Origin of the sequence: Bacillus hominis, from assembly GCF_030348325.1 — a bacterium.
Lineage (GTDB): Bacteria > Bacillota > Bacilli > Bacillales > Bacillaceae_G > Bacillus_A > Bacillus_A hominis.
The window spans coordinates 3,730,770-3,747,345 of the sequence record NZ_JAUCFS010000005.1; the positions used below are offsets into that span (position 1 = coordinate 3,730,770).

Below are 16,576 nucleotides of genomic sequence, written 5' to 3' on the forward strand. Positions count from 1 at the left end.
ATGAAAAAAGTCATCTTAACAATTGTTTGTCTCCTCCTTCTAATCATTTCTTATTCTAATTTTGAAAAGAACGATGAGACAAAACAAAAAGAAAATGAAAGCAAAACAGAAAAAACATCTGCTCCCAGTTGGATTGATAAGCAAGCGAATGACTCCTTTTATCACCTCGTATTAGGTGATTCACTCGCAAAAGGATATGGCTCAACACAAGGGGGATTTGCCGAATTAGCCTCTAGACAACTAGAAGGACAAATTCATAAACCAATTACGGTGGAGAACCTCGGTGTAAATGGGCTCACTACAGATCGTCTCGCTAAAAAAGTCCAGTCAGAAAAAGTTCAACAAAAGATTAGGGAAGCAAATATAATTACTATTAATATTGGAGGAAATAATTTATTCCGCTTAAATCGTGATGTAGGTGTTATAGATGGTATTAAAATGTTAAATAAGGAAAAAGCCCGTTTTGAAACGGATGTAAAAAATATTGTAAAGACCGTTCGAGATCAAAATCCGAATGCTTTACTCATTCTATCTGAACTCTATAACCCTCTACAACTAGATGACTCCATCTCAAGTTATGCAGATATGTTTTTAGATGGTTGGAATGATTCTGTTTATGCTATTTCAAAAGCGAATCAGCCATCTATCGTTTTACCAATTCGAAAATTAATATCGAATGATAAAAAAGATTTACTATTTGACCAAGTACACCCAAATGATAACGGCTATGCGATTATTGCCAATACATTTACAAAGCAAGTATTATCCTACAAATATTAAGACGACCATAAAACAATTCTATTTTTATACCTTGTCTTTTTTGTTACAATGATAGTGGAAGGGGGCCGTTATATGGAATCACGCGAGTGGGAACGTATTGTTGATCATCTTCTTTCGCTAGTGCCTCTTTTTTATCGCAAATTTATGCTTCCTGGAGAATTTTCTTCTCAAAGACATATGCCGCCGTCACATACACAAGTGTTACTGCTTTTGCATGAAAATGGTACATTAGCAGTTTCAGAAATTGGCAAGCGGCTAGCGATTTCACGGCCTAACATGACCCCTCTATTAAACAAACTCATTCAAGAAGAACTAATAGAGCGTCATTATAGCGAAAAAGATCGACGGGTCATTTTAATTTCCCTAACAACTGAAGGGAAATTGTTAGTAAATCAATATCAGCAATTCATTTTAGACAAACTAAAAGAAAATTTTCAAACATTATCTGAGGAAGAGCGCGAAAAGCTCATTCATTCTCTTAAAACCATTCAAAATTTAATTTTGAAAACAAACGCATAAAGCTGCTTCTAAATAGAAGCAGCTTTATGATTCGTAATAATTACCATAGTATACATTTGAATACGGCCATGTCATTAAATATGGCTTTCGTTCTTGAACAGGTTGCTGCTCAGGCTGTTGCATTTGCTGTATTTGTCGCTGCGGATATACTCCGAATTGCTGCTGCCTCATATCATTTACAGGATAATAATTTGTATATGGATACACTTGAGGTACATAGTAATAATACATTCATTCTCTCCCCCTTTTTCTTAAACATATTCAAAGGAGAAAATGAATGTGACATTCTTTATATTTGCACAAGTGGTTCTCTCACTTGTTTCTTTCTTTTCTTCAAACGTAACTTACGATTCTTTTCATATAAATAATGCACAACGAAGTATGAAATTACCCCAAACACAATTCCTATTATCGTCATGCCAATTAATACATACACTTCACTCTGTAATAAGCTCTTTAACATTGTAAAAATATGACTCGAAAATAAATCTGACATCGTAAATGGTTCATGATGCATTTTCTTTACATCAAATGGATAAATCATTTTCCCTAACGCATAAGCAAACGGAAATAAAAATACTGGTAGAAACGATATTTTTCCAATAATATTACCAATAACTGCAGCTGGAAAGGATCCCTTTGCTAATCGGACTACCGGATAAAAGATTAAATATACGAGCGATGCTGTATAAATCACCAACATTTCTAAACCGAATCCAATAGCAAAACCTAACGATACTTTCTTTGCTCCTTCTGGCGATCGAAGCAACTTAAAATATTGAAACTTTAATATTCTCCACATCCGCTGGAAAAACGAATATGTTTTCTTAGTTGTTTTCAAATTCATCATCTCTTTAACTATATTTTTATACCTAGTATGTCCTTACATCATATGAAAAATAAATTTAGTTTTCTCTTTTTATTATAAATGATATAGAAAGAATTAACTAAATATACATCCGACATTTCAACACAAAAAAACCTCCCTTTTAGGAAGGCTCCTCTACATTTTTAAATAAACTTACTAATAATGCTTTTTGAGCATGTAATCGATTACCAGCTTGCTCAAAAACAATAGACTGTGGTCCATCAATAATTTCACCTGTTACTTCTTCTTCACGATGGGCAGGTAAACAGTGTAAGAAACGGTATGTTTGCTTCGCATTTGTAACAAGCTCTTTATTTACTTGGAACGGCTGGAATAAAGTGTATTTCTCTTCTTCTCCTTCTTGCCCCATACTCATCCAAACGTCAGTATAAATAAAATCTGCTTCACTTGCCGCTAATTCAGGACTATGCAAAATTTCAATTTCAGCTCCTGTTTCCTTAGCAATGGCTAACGCTTTTTTTACAATTTCTTCATTCGGTTCATACCCTACAGGAGTGGCAACGGTCATATTCATTCCGACTTTTGCACTCGCTAGCAACAATGAATGACATACATTGTTCCCATCACCTACGTACGCCAATTTAATTCCTTTAAATGTATTCACTTCTTCATATATTGTCATTAAATCTGCCAATGCTTGACAAGGGTGATGATCATCCGTTAATCCATTAATAACAGGAATGCTCGATTCTTTTGCCAACTCTTCTACATCCGCGTGTGAGAATGTACGTATCATAATCCCATCAATATAATGAGATAATACTTTTGCAGTGTCTGAAACAGTCTCCCCTCTTCCGATTTGCATTTCTTTCCCACTTAAAAACATTCCATGTCCTCCGAGCTGTACCATTCCTGCTTCAAAAGAAACGCGAGTACGGGTTGAATGTTTATCAAAAATAAGCCCTAATATTTTACCTTGTAGTAAAGGCTCCTGCTTATTCTTTTTTAAATATATAGCAAACTCAATTAAAGAAATGATTTCTTCTTGCGTCAATTCTTCTAATGTTAAAAGATCTTTCGTATTTAATTTCGGTACTTGTACAGTTGACATGAAACTTCCCCCTTATATGATTGATACGTTTTTTGTACAAACTACTTTTTTTATCATATATACTGCCTGTTCTAACTCTTCATTCGTTACAATAAGTGGCGGTAATAGTCTTATAACATTAGGTCCTGCTTGTAATACGAGAAGTCCTGCTTTTTCTAGTTGTTCTATGAAATTTGCAACCTCATGCTTACATTCGATCCCAATCATAAGTCCCTTACCACGAATATTTTGAACACATTCAACGTGTCGTAATTCTTCTTGCAATTTCTTTAATACATACTCGCCCTTTTCCTGTACTTCTTTTAAAAACGATTGTTCCTTAATGAATTGCAATACTTCTTTCGCTGCAGTCATAGCAATATAATTCCCACCAAACGTTGAACCGTGTGATCCTGCAGTAAACGATGTTCCGAGTTCTTTCTGGCCGATCATCGCTCCAACAGGAATGCCATTTCCAAGAGCCTTAGCGGTAGTAACGATATGAGGATTTATTCCCATTTGTTCGTAAGCAAATAATGTCCCTGTTCTTCCAATTCCTGTTTGTACTTCGTCTATAATAAATAAGGAACCGAACTTATTACATAATGTTTCAATCGATTTCAAAAAAGATAGATCAGCAGGTATGACTCCTCCCTCTCCTTGAACAACTTCTACCATTATCGCCGCAACTTCTTCATTCATTACTTCCTCTAATACCTTAATATCGTTAAAAGGGATATGTAAAAAAGACGGAAGGAGCGGACCAAATCCCTCTTTCACTTTATCTTGGCCTGTTGCACTCATCGTTCCAAAGGTTCTACCGTGAAAAGATTGCTCACATGTTATAACGAGAGATTTTCCAGTATGCTTACGGGCTAGCTTCAAAGCTGCTTCATTCGCTTCTGCTCCGCTATTACAGAAAAACACATAATCTAATGCTGTATTTTCTGTTAATAATGACGCGACTTCTTCTTGTAAGCTGTTTGTAAACAGGTTAGATATATGCCATATATCATCAAGCTGCTCTTGTACAGCTTTCATAACAGTAGGGTGACAATGCCCTAAATTACATACGCCAATTCCTGATGTGAAATCTAAATATTGCTTACCGTTATTATCAATGACTTTCGTTCCCTTTCCTTTTACAAACTCAATATTTCTTCTTCCATACGTTTGAAAAAGATGACTTGTCATGCAATACTCACGCCCCTCGTTACCGTCGTTCCGATACACTCACCTGTAACCTCGGTAAAATCCGTCATTCCATTTACGATACTAACCTTTTGCACTCCCATTTTTAATGACGCTAGTGCCGCCTGTACTTTCGGAATCATCCCGCCTGTAATAACACCTTTTTCTATAAATGTAACAATTTCAGATTCATCCGCTTTCTTTACTAATTTCCCTTCATGTAATATCCCATCTACATCTGTAATAAAAATGAGTTCTTTTGCGGATAGTGCGGCTGCAATTCCAGCTGCGGCAGTATCTGCATTTATGTTATAAACTTCATTACCACTTATCCCAATTGGAGCAATAACAGGAATATAATTCATATCTATCAATCCTTTTAATAAGGCTGTTTCTACATAACTTACTTCTCCTACATATCCCATCTCTTCGCCAACAGGTTGAACTTGAAGTAAATTACCGTCACATCCTGAAAGCCCCACCGCAAGTAAATCATATTTTTGTAAATTCATTACGAATTTTTTATTCGTACTTCCGCATAGTACCATTTGAACAACATCCATAACCTCTTTTGACGTTACTCGTAATCCATCTTTCTTTTCTACCTTGATATTAGAGTCTTCTAACTTGGCATCAATTTCTGGGCCACCGCCATGGACAATAACAACCTTATACTTATTTTGCAATTTCTTTATGCACTCAAAAAACACACTATTTAATCGATTCAACATGCTACCGCCACATTTAACTACAATATAATCACTCATCTTCTCTCTCCTTATGTACGATAACAAGCATTTATTTTCACATATTCATAACTTAAGTCACAGCCCCAAGCTGATCCCGTTTCATCTCCTAAATGTAAACACACATCAATTTTTATTTCATGTTCTTGTAACTTCTTTGTCATTTCCTCTTCAGAAAACATTTGAGGCTCACTATTTTTTAATACGGCGATAGATTGAAGAGTTATATCAATTGTATTTGGGTTAATAGTTACTTCACTCTGCCCAATACTACTAATAATTCGTCCCCAATTTGGATCCTCACCGTATATTGCTGTTTTCACAAGACTCGAACCGACTATTTGTTTTGCAATTTTCTTTGCTTCTTCATTTATTCGAGCCCCTAACACGTTTACTTCTATTAACTTCGTAGCCCCTTCACCATCTTGTGCAATTTTTTTCGCTAAATCTTCACATACCTTTTGTAAAGCCAATACGAAAGTTTCCCAGTCTTTATGTTCCATATTCATCGTTTTCGTTTCTGATAATCCACTTGCCATAACGATGACCATATCATTTGTAGAAGTATCTCCGTCCACCGTAATTTGATTAAACGTATGATTCGTAATTTGTGATAATGCTGTTTGCAATATTTCATGCTCTATATTGGCGTCTGTTGTAATAAAACTAAGCATCGTTGCCATATTCGGATGGATCATCCCTGAACCTTTTGCGACCCCAGCAATGGTCACTGCTTCCCCATCAATTATCATCTCATAGCAAGTTTCTTTCGTTATAAGATCCGTCGTTAAAATCGCTTCAGAAAAAGAACGTGCCCCACTTACGTTTTTTGTTGGTATAAGAGTTTCAACTCCATGCCGAATTATATCCATCGGTAAAGGGACACCAATTACACCTGTTGAAGCTACCGCGACGTAATTTTCTTTCACACCAAGATGTTCTGCTCCTAATCCGCGCATCTCGTATGCATCTTGTAGCCCCTTCATTCCCGTACAAGCATTTGCATTTCCGCTATTGACGATAATTGCTTGTAATTTCCCCTCAGCTGCTATACTTTCTTTCGTTACTTGCAGGGGAGCTGCTTGTATTTGATTTGTTGTATAAACAGCGGCACATGCTGCTGGTACTTCACAAACGATTGCACCTAAATCCTTTTTCTCTTTTTTCAGACCATTTGCAGTACCAATTGCTGAAAATCCTTTCGGCGTTACAATTGAACCATTTTCTAATTTTGTAATAGACGATACTTTAATCATAATGTCCCCCTTATGGATAAAGCGGCATATGTTGTAAACCTGTTGTCTCTTCCAATCCCGCTAATACATTTGCATTTTGAATCGCTTGCCCAGCTGCACCTTTCATCATATTATCTATAACAGAAACGACCGTGACTCTTTCTGTTCTTTCATCGTAAGCTATCCCAATATCACAATAATTTGAGCCTCTTACTTCTTTCGGACTTGGAAATTCTCCTTGAGCGCAAACTCGAACGAAAGCTGAATGTTCATACGTTTCTTCATACAAAGTTTGAAGTTGCTTTATTTTCATTTCCTGTTTCACTTTCGCATAAAGCGTAATCATAATCCCCCGCGATATCGGTATTAAATGTGTACTAAATGTAATTGGTTTCATTTCACTATTCCACTCTGTAAGCATTTGCTCAATCTCTGGAATGTGCTGATGTTGATTTACTTTGTAAATGTGTAAGTTATCATATAGCTCAGGAAAGTGAGTCATTGTTGTTGGCGTTTTGCCTGCTCCAGATACCCCTGATTTCGCATCAATAATAACGGAACCTTCTTCGATCATGCCGCTGCGTACTAACGGCGCTATCGCTAATAATGCGGCTGTAGCAAAACATCCTGGGTTTGCAATTAAATCTGCATTTTGAATCTCGGACCTTTTCCATTCGCTTAACCCATAAACTGCTTTCTTAAGAATTTCTTCTTGTGCAGCTGGCCTTTTATACCACAGTTCATATGACGAAGGATCTATCATACGAAAGTCTCCAGATAGGTCAATTACTTTTAACCCTACTGCTAATAATTTTGGAGTTAACTCTGCCGATACTCCTGCCGGCGTCGCTAAAAATACGATTTCTGCTTCCTTCTCTATTGCTTTCGCATCAATTTCTTGTAATGTATGTACGAGAACATTTCGAAAATGCGGGTATACATTTGTTATACACTCACCAACTTGCGAAAAAGAATGGAGAGATGCTATCGAAAAATACGGATGTTGCTCTAATAACCGAATTAACTCAATCCCTCCATATCCAGTTGCTCCAATAATTGCGACTTTCATAAGCTCCTCCTCATATCCATTCTTTAAATTAAGTATGATTATAATATTGTATATTTATAGAGTCAATTAAATATTTATAAATTTTCAAAACTTAAAATTCTTAATTTTACTAGAAAAATAATATACATAATCGAATTTTTATGCAAAAACAATGTATAGTAGTATTTCCATTGCACTTCAAGTACAATAAAACAATACATGTATACATACAGGCGGGGAAAAACATGAATGAAAAATTAATTGAAAAAATGATTACAAAAAGTTTTCGGCAATATCAATGTAATCCTGTTTCAAAAGAGGATCAGGAAATGCTAATTAAACATATTCAAACGATAATTCATTCAAATAATGAAATTGATGTATACGAGGCAGTTGAGGATATCGTCTACGATTATGTGACTGGAAAATAAAAAAATAGGAGATTTCCATATGGAAATCTCCTATTTTTTACTTAATGATTTGCCTGCTACACGTTCAAATACACCTGGGAATAAAGCATAGAGCTTCGGCCCAATCCCCATCCACTTCGGCAAGTTTACTTCACGTTTTTTCGTTTGCATCGATTTTACGATTTGTTCTGCTACATATGTTGGTTTTAACATGTAACGTCCCATATTTTTCACATATGTACCTGATTGATCAGCTATTTCAAAAAAGTTCGTATCTATCGGTCCTGGGTTAATTGCTGTTACATAAACATCTGTATTCGATAATTCCATACGCAAACTATTCGTAAATCCTAATACAGCGTGTTTTGTTGCTGCATAAGCACTCGACTTCGGAGTTGCAATTTTTCCAGCCAATGAAGCAATATTAATAATTTGTCCTTCGTTCTTTTTTACCATATAAGGTAATACCGCTTTCGTACAAGCTACTAATCCAAATACATTTACTTGAAACATATCCTTTACTTCATCCATTGACGCATCTTCAAACGTTTTAAAAATACCAAACCCCGCATTATTTACCAATATATCAATACGTCCTACTTCTTGTAATACCTTTGAAAAAACAGATTGTACTTTCGTTTCTTCACTTACATCTAATACATAGTAATAGCAAGGCGTATTATAAGTTGCTTTAATTTTGTCTGCTAATGCTTGTAGCTTCTCTTCTGTTCGAGCCATTAATACCGGCGTCGCCCCTTGCTCTGCAACCTGCATTGCAACTTGCTCTCCAATTCCACTAGAAGCACCTGTAATGACGATTACTTTTTCTTGTAAACGTCCCGTCATTGCTGTCACCTACTTTGCATAATAAATCAGTTGTTGTGAAGATTCATCAATCATCACTTGTTGATTATATGCTAAAAAGTCTAATTGTCCAACAGTTTCTGAGATAGTAAGTGGCAATTGCTCTTTATATAATACCGGAAATAGTTTTACACATACTTCAAATGCTGTCATTGGTTTTTCCTTTAATAGCTCCAGCACTTTAAACGCACGTGTCTCTTGCTTTTGTAATCTTGTTTCAATAAGTTGGTTCACATTCAGAACATCTTCTCCATGCCCTGATAAAATACGTGAAATATTCATTTCACTTAAACGTTTTAACGTTTGATTATATTGTAGCAATGGACGTGCTCTTTCTGTTTGCCCTTCATATGGTGGTTCTAATATGGGATTCGAAGAAATATGACTAATGAGAGCATCCCCACCAATTAATATTCCATCGGATTCTCTATATAAAGAAATATGAGTAGAAGCATGACCTGGTGTTTCAATCACTGTAAACCCAGGTAAAGAATCAATACGATCTCCCTCTCTCACAGTATGCGTTAACGATCTATTACAAGAATATTTAAGTGTCTTTGTCGTTAATAACTCCTCACCATTCAAAAATGCTGCTGGAACGCCGAACTGCAAGGCCGTCTCTTTAAAAAATTCATGATACCTCTTTAAAAATTCAGCATTCTGCGTGATCCACGGTTCATTCCAAGGATGTCCAATAATCTTTACTTTTTCAGAAAATGTATTTAAAAGTCCACAATGATCCGCATGATGATGCGTAATGACTACCGTTTCAATATCTTCTATCTTATGCCCTAATGCACCTAATTGACTTTCTAACGCATTTCTTGCCTCTTCTGTATTCGTCCCTGTATCAATTAATGTTAATGTCTCCCCCTCAACTAAAAACACATTCACTGTCTCAACTGCAAATGGCACAGGAATCTCCATTCGGTGAATCGCCGTCATGCTTAGCCCCCCTGACTCTTTCCGGTTCAAAAATGAATACCTCTTCAGTTTACAACTTCTATATAAATTTGTCATTATTTTCAGATAAAAAGAGGTGTTTTCTATAAAAAAACGAATGTATGTACATTTATAAGTATTTCTAACCAAGTTTAAAGGAGGAACATCATGTCTATTCAAAACATATCCTTTCTCGGTGCAGGTTCTATTGCCGAAGCGATTATTGGTGGATTGTTACACGCAAATGTTGTTAAAGGAGAACAAATTACCGTAAGTAATCGTTCTAACGAGACAAGGTTACAAGAGCTACATACAAAATATGGTATCAAAGGTACGCATAACAAAAAAGAACTACTTGCTAATACAAATATTCTTTTTCTAGCAATGAAACCAAAGGATGTTGCAGAAGCGGTTATTCCTCTTAAAGAATACATAAATAATGACTTGCTTATTATTTCGTTATTAGCAGGTGTTTCTACTCATTCAATTAGAAACCTACTTCAAAAAGATGTTCCAATTATTCGTGCAATGCCAAATACATCTGCGGCCATTTTAAAATCCGCTACCGCTATCTCACCTTCAGTACACGCAACGGAGAAACATATTCGAACTGCAACGTCGTTATTTGAAACGATTGGTCTCGTCTCTGTTGTAGAGGAAGAAGATATGCATGCTGTCACTGCATTATCCGGAAGTGGACCAGCTTATATTTATTACGTGGTAGAGGCAATGGAAGAGGCAGCAAAAAAAATTGGTTTAAAAGAAGATGTTGCAAAATCTCTTATTCTTCAGACGATGATTGGTGCTGCTGAAATGCTAAAAGCAAGCGAAAAACATCCTTCTATTTTGCGAAAAGAAATTACTTCTCCTGGCGGAACTACCGAAGCAGGTATTGAAGTATTACAAGAGCATGATTTTCAACAAGCATTAATTTCCTGTATTACACAAGCAACGAAACGATCACACGATCTTGGAAAAACATTAGAAAAAATAGCAAAAGAAAAATAAAAAACGGAGCTCAACTTTATTTGAGCTCCGTTTTTTATTTTAATCATATGATATGCTTTTAGTTATTACTCTTACCAAAAATCTCTTCTTGCAGACGACGACCTGTTGGTGTTGCTGCAAGTCCACCTTCTGCTGTTTCACGAAGTGCTACCGGCATCGTTTGTCCAATTCTAAACATTGCCTCAATGACTTCATCACATGGAATTGTACTAGTTACACCAGCTAATGATAAATCAGCTGAAATCATGGCATTCGCAGCTCCTGCTGCATTACGTTTTACACAAGGTACTTCTACAAGCCCTGCAACAGGATCACATACTAAACCAAGCATATTCTTTAATGAAATCGCCATCGCTGTAGCTGCTTGATCTGGTGTTCCACCAGCCATCTCAACTGCTGCTGCTGCTGCCATTCCACTTGCTGAACCTACCTCAGCTTGGCAACCTCCTGCCGCACCAGAAATACAAGCATTATTCGCAACAACCATACCGAAAGCTCCTGCTGTAAATAAAAATTCAATCATTTCTTCACGTGTCGGCTGTAATTTTTCTTTAAGTGCAAACAGGACGCCTGGCACTGTTCCAGCAGATCCTGCTGTTGGTGTTGCACAAATGATCCCCATCGCTGCGTTTACTTCATTTGTCGCAACTGCTTTACTCACTGCGTCCAAAATTGTATCCCCAGATAAGCCTTTTCCACTCTTCATATACTCTCGAACTTTCACAGCATCCCCACCAGTTAAACCAGTCGGTGATTTTACACCACGAATACCGCGTTCTACTGCTTGTTCCATCACGACTAAGTTCTTTTCCATTCCGGCAATTACTTCGTCCCTTGAGATACTTCTTGTATCCATTTCACATTGAATCATAATTTCTGCGATTTTTACATTTTGTTCTTTAGCTTGCGCCACTAGTTCCGCTGCGTTCCGAAACATGGTGTGTCCCCCCTGCAATTAATCCATAATAGTTACTTGACAAATATTTTGTTGCCCATTTATTTCCGCGATTACTTCATCCGCTAATAATTCATCTGTTTCAATGACCATAAGCGCTCTTCTTCCTTTTTCTTTACGAGAAACACTCATTGTACTAATGTTAATCTCATGTTTTGCAAGGATTGAAGCTACAGCTGCAATAGCGCCGAAGCGATCGTTATTTACAATAAGAAGTGCTGGACTCGTTCCTGATAATTGAAGATCGAATCCATTTAATTCTACAACTTCGATTTTACCGCCACCAATTGAGCAAGCAACAACTTCGATTTCCTCTTCACCTTTATACAGACGAATTTTCGCTGTATTTGGATGTGGAGCATTTGCATCTTCTTCAATAAATTCTACTTCAATCCCGCGTTCTTGTGCAATTTCTAGCGCACTTGGAATACGTAAATCATCTGTTTCAAATCCTAGTATTCCACCAACTAGTGCTACATCCGTACCATGACCACGATATGTTTTTGCAAATGAACCGTATAATGAAATGCTAACTCTCTCTGGTTCATGACGAAACAGTTGACGAGCAACTTGCCCCATTCTTGCTGCGCCTGCTGTATGTGAACTTGATGGACCAATCATAACCGGACCAATAATATCAAACACTGAGCGATACTTCATCATAACTCCCCCTAAACCTCTATGAAAAAATTATTTTCTACTATTCTATTAAGCTGCCACACCTGTTGCTTTTCCAGCCGTACCACGAATTTGCTCCGCTGTACGAATTGGATAGTTTTTGAATAGCAGTGAACCAATATATCCTGAAATAATACCAGATACCATAATACATAAGAAATATAGCGTTACTTTCATTGGATCATTAAATCTAATCCTTCTGGTACACGTTTTTCAATTTGTTTTACTAAAAATGATATAAGATAACCAGCAATAAATCCTGGTAGCAATCCAAAGTTTAACACAGAAGCCATTGCAAGCATAGCCTAAACAGGTGATACACCCATTGCTAATGCAACTAAAGTGGCACCCGCTACTCCGCCTAGACTATCTGCTGATCGTCCAACCTCTTTTAAAAATGGTATACCAATTAAATCTCCACTAACGTATAATTGAAAAACTTCAACTAAGAAACTTGCAACGGCCGCATTTGCTAAAGCCCCCATTGCTTTCATACCGTTTGGAGCTTTAAAACTAAAGAGTGAAAAAGACTTAGTACAAATAATAGTAATATCGTTCCCTTAATAATCTCCATGATGCTCTCTCACTGTTTAGTCAATTTCGTTTGTTACGAAAAATGACTAAAACGCATGATGTAAATTATAATGTGCCCTCATTATAGCTTGTTTTTTATGAAACGCTTACTTTTATTGAATTTTAAAATTTCTGAATAAAAATCTATTTTCCCTATTTGTATCACTTGTATGTCGTCCTACTTATATAACAGTTTTTCTAAATAATCGGTATTATATATTTTTATCCTATATCTCTAAACCATTACAACTTTCTGTATTATCCAATATAAATATAAAATGATAACAGTTTTAGTAAAAAATTTTTTTATTATAAATAAAAAAAATGGCAAACATATGTTACCATTTTTTGAATATTACTTTTCTACTGGAAATGATTTCAAATCCATCGCGATTTCTGTATTAGAAAATAACTCTCTTGCTTCTTTCAGCAATTCCTTATATGTATCTCCTTGATAACGAGAACTAATATGAGTCAATATTAATCGCTTTACATTTGCATTTAATGCAATACGCGCAGCTTGTTCTGTTGTTGAATGGAAATAGTCATGTGCTTGCTGTCCATCTTCTGCCGCAAAAGTCGCTTCATGAACAAGTATATCGGCATCTTGCGCAAGCTCTCTACTCGCTTCGCAATATCGTGTATCGCCTAAAATTGTAATAACTCTTCCTTTTTGAGGCGAGCCGATAAAATCCTTTCCATTTAACACTGTGCCATTCTCTAATTCAACTACTTCTCCATCTTTTAAACGCTTAAAGATTGGACCCGGTTTCACACCCATTCCCAGCAACTTATCAACTAAAAGAGCTCCCTGTATATCTTTCTCTACAATTCGATATCCGAAACATTCGATTCCGTGTGATAACCTTTTTGTTTCTACACTGAATTCATTATCCTCAAACACAATACCCTCTTCCGTAATCTCAACGATTTCAAGTGGATATTTAACATGTGTCGTACTTACTAATAATGCTACTTCAATAAATTGTTTAATTCCTTTTGGGCCGTACACTGTTAACGGCGTCGTTCCTCCTTGAAAAGAACGGCTCCCTAATAAACCCGGCAAACCAAAAATATGATCTCCATGTAAATGGGTAATAAATATTTTTTCAATGCGTCTTGGGCGTACAGATGTATGTAAAATTTGATGCTGAGTCGCTTCACCACAGTCAAATAGCCACGTTTGCCCTCGTTCTTCTAACAATTGTAAGGCGATTGCTGAAACGTTCCTTCCTTTTGAAGGAACACCTGCACCAGTTCCTAAAAATACAAATTCCACTTTCTTTCCTCCAGCTCTTTATATAATCTATCTTTCATCTTACGGAATGTTATTTCAAATGGCAAATTGAATTTACATAACCAATCATCTAGACAACTATATAACACGAACGTTTGAAATAAAAAACTTAACAATTGTTCGTATTTTGTAGTAATATAACTATATCATATATAAAGGGAGCGTTTTATTATGAAAGAAGTATTTCGTTTACAGACTGATTTTTCATCTTCATTTGATCGCTGGGTAAGTTCTTTCGTTTCTGATCATCCAGCACAACTAGAGTGGACGACTTTAAAAGAATTAATTCATGAATATACAACATCACATACAAATGAGACGTTACCAACATATATTTCTTCAGCTTTAACATATTACGCACAACGCGTTTCAACAACAAATAGCTCAGAGATTGTTATTTTTGAAAACCCTACAATCTCATAATCTATAATAAAAAGCACTGATTACAGTGCTTTTTATTTATATCCATACTCGTTTGCTCTCCTTGTTTTCAACTTGGCATGGGGCTGAAAAAGGATCTGATCGCTTCAATGCATGACCGGATTCTCTCTTCTATCTAAAAAAGAAGGGTTTATATCCATAACACCTTTTACATATACCCATTTTTTCACTTTCAACAAATAAGCAACAGCTATGCATAATCCGACACACTCCATACTCGTTTGTTCTCCTTGTTTTCAACTTAGCATGGAGCTAAAAAAGGGTTTGACCGCTTCTACGCATGGCTAGATCCTCTCTTCCATCTAAAAAAGAAAGGTTTAAATCTCTAACAACTTCTACATAAACTTATTCTCTAATTTTTGCTGAAACGACTTCTCTTGCTTACGTAATAATTGACTACCTCGCTGTAAAATAGGTGTTCCATACTTATCATTGATTTGATCAATAACAGCAAGTAACGGCTCTTCTTTCGCATCTTCTTCAAATGAAAACAAATCTAACTGTTTTACCGATTCTGTCTTCCACTCTAATTCAGTAGCCGTAACACCTAACAAACGAACAGAATCACCATCCCAGTGTTGCTTCCATAAACGGGATGCCGCTTGGAAAATAACCCGTTCTTCCCAAATTGCATTTTTCAATTGTTTACTCCGTGTTACTGTGCGACGATCATGGTATTTAATCATAATTTGAATGTTATAACTAACGAGAGTTCGTTTTTGTAACCTTTTGCTTACTGATTTCGATAATCTTTCTAACATATCAAGTAATTCTTTTTCTTCATCCATATCCTTTGAGAAAGTCATCGAATTTCCAACGCTTTTATGTTGTCCCATTTGATTTGGATCAACTTCCCTGTCATCCATACCTTTTGCACGTTTTTGTAAATCAACACCGTGCTTTCCAATTTTAGCGCGAATGATATGCTCGTCTCCTTTTGCTAACTGTTCAATTGTATGTATATGAATGTCTTTTAGTTTTTCAGCTGTTTTCTCTCCGATTCCATGCATCTCTGCAACGGATCGTGGCCAAATAATTTCTGGGATATCACGTTTTCGAAGTACTGTAATACCAAGAGGTTTTTTCATATCTGAAGCAGTCTTTGCTAGGAAAAGATTTGGAGCGATTCCGATGCTACATGGAAGCTGTAACTCTGTTAGTAACGCTTGTTGAATCATCTTCGCTATTTCAGGAGGCGAACCGAGTGCATAGCACTCTGTAATATCTAAATACCCTTCATCTATCGAAACCGGTTGTATTTTTTCTGTAAAACGGGAAAGAATTTGAAACATTTGAAATGAAGCTTCTCGATATAATGTAAAATTAGGATGCCTCACAACTAATTGCGGACATAATCTCTTTGCTTCCCATAGAGGCATCGTCGTACGTATTCCATTTTCTCTCGCCTCATAACTACATGTTATGATAATCCCTTTTCTCTCTTTTTCATTCCCCGCAATCGCTAATGGCTTTCCTTGTAATGATGGGTCATGAGCAATTTCAACAGATGCGAAAAAACAATTCATATCTACATGTAAAATAACACGTCCATTTTTCGGATACATTTCTCGCATAATACTCACCCCTTTCAAAGAACGTTTGTTCTTTCATTATATCAAATTCATGTACAATATAATAATTACTTATTCTTTTTATCCTTATTTTTGCTATACTTTATATGAACTATGGATATTATTGTAAAAGGAGTGATCTATTGTGAAATCAAATAGTAAACTCAACTATACATTTCTCGTTATTATATTAGTCATCTTAATTAATTATTTATTACTTCCTATTTTTGATATAAACGTAGCAGGGCTCCTTCCACGTTTACTAAGTATCGTAACAACCTATATACTGCCATGGATTTTCCTATATTGGCTTATCCGCCTTGTGAAAGCACTTGAATCAAAATAAAAAAAGACGCGTAAACCATAATTGGTTCACACGTCTTTTTTACTTTTTTTTAC

General features: G+C 36.1%; 22 protein-coding genes. 6 read left to right on the top strand and 16 right to left on the bottom strand.

Features of this window, described 5'->3' with window-relative positions; all coding sequences use genetic code 11:
- Entirely contained in the window at positions 1 to 780 is a 780-nt protein-coding gene (locus QUF93_RS21815) for a GDSL-type esterase/lipase family protein (protein ID WP_289375810.1), read from the top strand.
- A gap of 72 nt (positions 781 to 852) precedes the next feature.
- Positions 853 to 1,299, top strand: a complete 447-nt coding sequence (locus QUF93_RS21820) for a MarR family winged helix-turn-helix transcriptional regulator (RefSeq protein ID WP_002111682.1) — start codon at positions 853 to 855, stop codon at positions 1,297 to 1,299.
- A 24-nt stretch (positions 1,300 to 1,323) separates the two neighbouring features.
- Here the strand turns inward: QUF93_RS21820 and QUF93_RS21825 are convergent, their stop codons facing one another.
- The 7 genes from QUF93_RS21825 to argC form a co-directional block, all read right to left on the bottom strand.
- Positions 1,324 to 1,530 carry a hypothetical protein gene (locus tag QUF93_RS21825; protein ID WP_002122314.1) on the bottom strand — a complete coding sequence of 69 codons (207 nt, stop codon included), beginning with the start codon at positions 1,528 to 1,530 and terminating at the stop codon, positions 1,324 to 1,326.
- A gap of 58 nt (positions 1,531 to 1,588) precedes the next feature.
- Positions 1,589 to 2,140, bottom strand: a complete 552-nt coding sequence (locus QUF93_RS21830) for a DUF2062 domain-containing protein (RefSeq protein ID WP_289360174.1) — start codon at positions 2,138 to 2,140, stop codon at positions 1,589 to 1,591.
- Positions 2,141 to 2,288: 148 nt separating this feature from the next.
- Positions 2,289 to 3,239 carry an ornithine carbamoyltransferase gene (gene argF, locus QUF93_RS21835; RefSeq protein ID WP_289360175.1) on the bottom strand — a complete coding sequence of 317 codons (951 nt, stop codon included), beginning with the start codon at positions 3,237 to 3,239 and terminating at the stop codon, positions 2,289 to 2,291.
- Positions 3,240 to 3,251: 12 nt separating this feature from the next.
- Entirely contained in the window at positions 3,252 to 4,412 is a 1,161-nt protein-coding gene (gene argD / locus QUF93_RS21840) for an acetylornithine transaminase (protein ID WP_289360176.1), read from the bottom strand.
- Positions 4,409 to 5,176 carry an acetylglutamate kinase gene (argB, locus tag QUF93_RS21845; RefSeq protein ID WP_289360177.1) on the bottom strand — a complete coding sequence of 256 codons (768 nt, stop codon included), beginning with the start codon at positions 5,174 to 5,176 and terminating at the stop codon, positions 4,409 to 4,411. Before argB ends, argD begins: the two co-directional genes overlap by 4 nt.
- Positions 5,177 to 5,187: 11 nt before the next feature.
- Complete coding sequence (gene argJ, locus QUF93_RS21850) at positions 5,188 to 6,411, bottom strand: bifunctional glutamate N-acetyltransferase/amino-acid acetyltransferase ArgJ (protein WP_289360178.1); 1,224 nt, start codon at positions 6,409 to 6,411, stop codon at positions 5,188 to 5,190.
- A gap of 10 nt (positions 6,412 to 6,421) precedes the next feature.
- Positions 6,422 to 7,459 (bottom strand): N-acetyl-gamma-glutamyl-phosphate reductase, encoded by a 1,038-nt coding sequence (gene argC / locus QUF93_RS21855; RefSeq protein ID WP_289360179.1) that lies wholly within the window; start codon positions 7,457 to 7,459, stop codon positions 6,422 to 6,424.
- 224 nt (positions 7,460 to 7,683) lie between these two features.
- Here argC and QUF93_RS21860 point away from each other — a divergent pair, with 224 nt between their 5' ends.
- Entirely contained in the window at positions 7,684 to 7,869 is a 186-nt protein-coding gene (locus QUF93_RS21860; protein WP_002122336.1) for a YqzH family protein, read from the top strand.
- A gap of 30 nt (positions 7,870 to 7,899) precedes the next feature.
- Here QUF93_RS21860 and QUF93_RS21865 read toward each other — a convergent pair whose 3' ends face one another.
- A complete protein-coding gene (locus tag QUF93_RS21865; RefSeq protein ID WP_289360180.1) occupies positions 7,900 to 8,694 on the bottom strand; it encodes an SDR family oxidoreductase in 795 nt (264 codons plus the stop codon).
- A gap of 9 nt (positions 8,695 to 8,703) precedes the next feature.
- The gene (locus tag QUF93_RS21870; RefSeq protein ID WP_289360181.1) at positions 8,704 to 9,657 is read right to left on the bottom strand and encodes an MBL fold metallo-hydrolase; all 954 of its coding nucleotides are present in this window, start codon (positions 9,655 to 9,657) and stop codon (positions 8,704 to 8,706) included.
- 165 nt (positions 9,658 to 9,822) lie between these two features.
- On the opposite strand from QUF93_RS21870, the gene proI reads away from it, so the two are divergent.
- Positions 9,823 to 10,662, top strand: a complete 840-nt coding sequence (gene proI / locus QUF93_RS21875; protein WP_289360182.1) for a pyrroline-5-carboxylate reductase ProI — start codon at positions 9,823 to 9,825, stop codon at positions 10,660 to 10,662.
- Between the two features lie 58 nt (positions 10,663 to 10,720).
- Here proI and sdaAA read toward each other — a convergent pair whose 3' ends face one another.
- From sdaAA to rnz, 5 genes are all read right to left on the bottom strand, one after another.
- Positions 10,721 to 11,599, bottom strand: a complete 879-nt coding sequence (gene sdaAA / locus QUF93_RS21880) for an L-serine ammonia-lyase, iron-sulfur-dependent, subunit alpha (protein ID WP_002122347.1) — start codon at positions 11,597 to 11,599, stop codon at positions 10,721 to 10,723.
- Positions 11,600 to 11,617: 18 nt separating this feature from the next.
- A complete protein-coding gene (gene sdaAB / locus QUF93_RS21885) occupies positions 11,618 to 12,277 on the bottom strand; it encodes an L-serine ammonia-lyase, iron-sulfur-dependent subunit beta (RefSeq protein ID WP_002122350.1) in 660 nt (219 codons plus the stop codon).
- A gap of 48 nt (positions 12,278 to 12,325) precedes the next feature.
- Positions 12,326 to 12,472 (bottom strand): hypothetical protein, encoded by a 147-nt coding sequence (locus QUF93_RS21890; protein WP_002122352.1) that lies wholly within the window; start codon positions 12,470 to 12,472, stop codon positions 12,326 to 12,328.
- A gap of 128 nt (positions 12,473 to 12,600) precedes the next feature.
- Complete coding sequence (locus tag QUF93_RS28935) at positions 12,601 to 12,789, bottom strand: PTS sugar transporter subunit IIC (RefSeq protein WP_353050851.1); 189 nt, start codon at positions 12,787 to 12,789, stop codon at positions 12,601 to 12,603.
- 434 nt (positions 12,790 to 13,223) lie between these two features.
- Positions 13,224 to 14,147 (bottom strand): ribonuclease Z, encoded by a 924-nt coding sequence (gene rnz, locus QUF93_RS21900; RefSeq protein ID WP_289360183.1) that lies wholly within the window; start codon positions 14,145 to 14,147, stop codon positions 13,224 to 13,226.
- A 189-nt stretch (positions 14,148 to 14,336) separates the two neighbouring features.
- On the opposite strand from rnz, the gene QUF93_RS21905 reads away from it, so the two are divergent.
- Positions 14,337 to 14,588, top strand: coding sequence for a DUF3932 family protein (locus QUF93_RS21905; protein ID WP_002111702.1), 252 nt, complete (start codon positions 14,337 to 14,339; stop codon positions 14,586 to 14,588).
- Positions 14,589 to 14,692: 104 nt separating this feature from the next.
- Here the strand turns inward: QUF93_RS21905 and QUF93_RS21910 are convergent, their stop codons facing one another.
- Both QUF93_RS21910 and QUF93_RS21915 read right to left on the bottom strand, forming a co-directional pair.
- A complete protein-coding gene (locus tag QUF93_RS21910) occupies positions 14,693 to 14,821 on the bottom strand; it encodes a hypothetical protein (protein WP_002122360.1) in 129 nt (42 codons plus the stop codon).
- A 120-nt stretch (positions 14,822 to 14,941) separates the two neighbouring features.
- The gene (locus tag QUF93_RS21915; protein WP_289360184.1) at positions 14,942 to 16,180 is read right to left on the bottom strand and encodes a DNA polymerase IV; all 1,239 of its coding nucleotides are present in this window, start codon (positions 16,178 to 16,180) and stop codon (positions 14,942 to 14,944) included.
- Positions 16,181 to 16,322: 142 nt separating this feature from the next.
- Between QUF93_RS21915 and QUF93_RS21920 the strand changes: the two genes are divergently transcribed.
- Complete coding sequence (locus QUF93_RS21920; RefSeq protein ID WP_289360185.1) at positions 16,323 to 16,523, top strand: hypothetical protein; 201 nt, start codon at positions 16,323 to 16,325, stop codon at positions 16,521 to 16,523.
- Positions 16,524 to 16,576 lie beyond the last annotated feature (53 nt).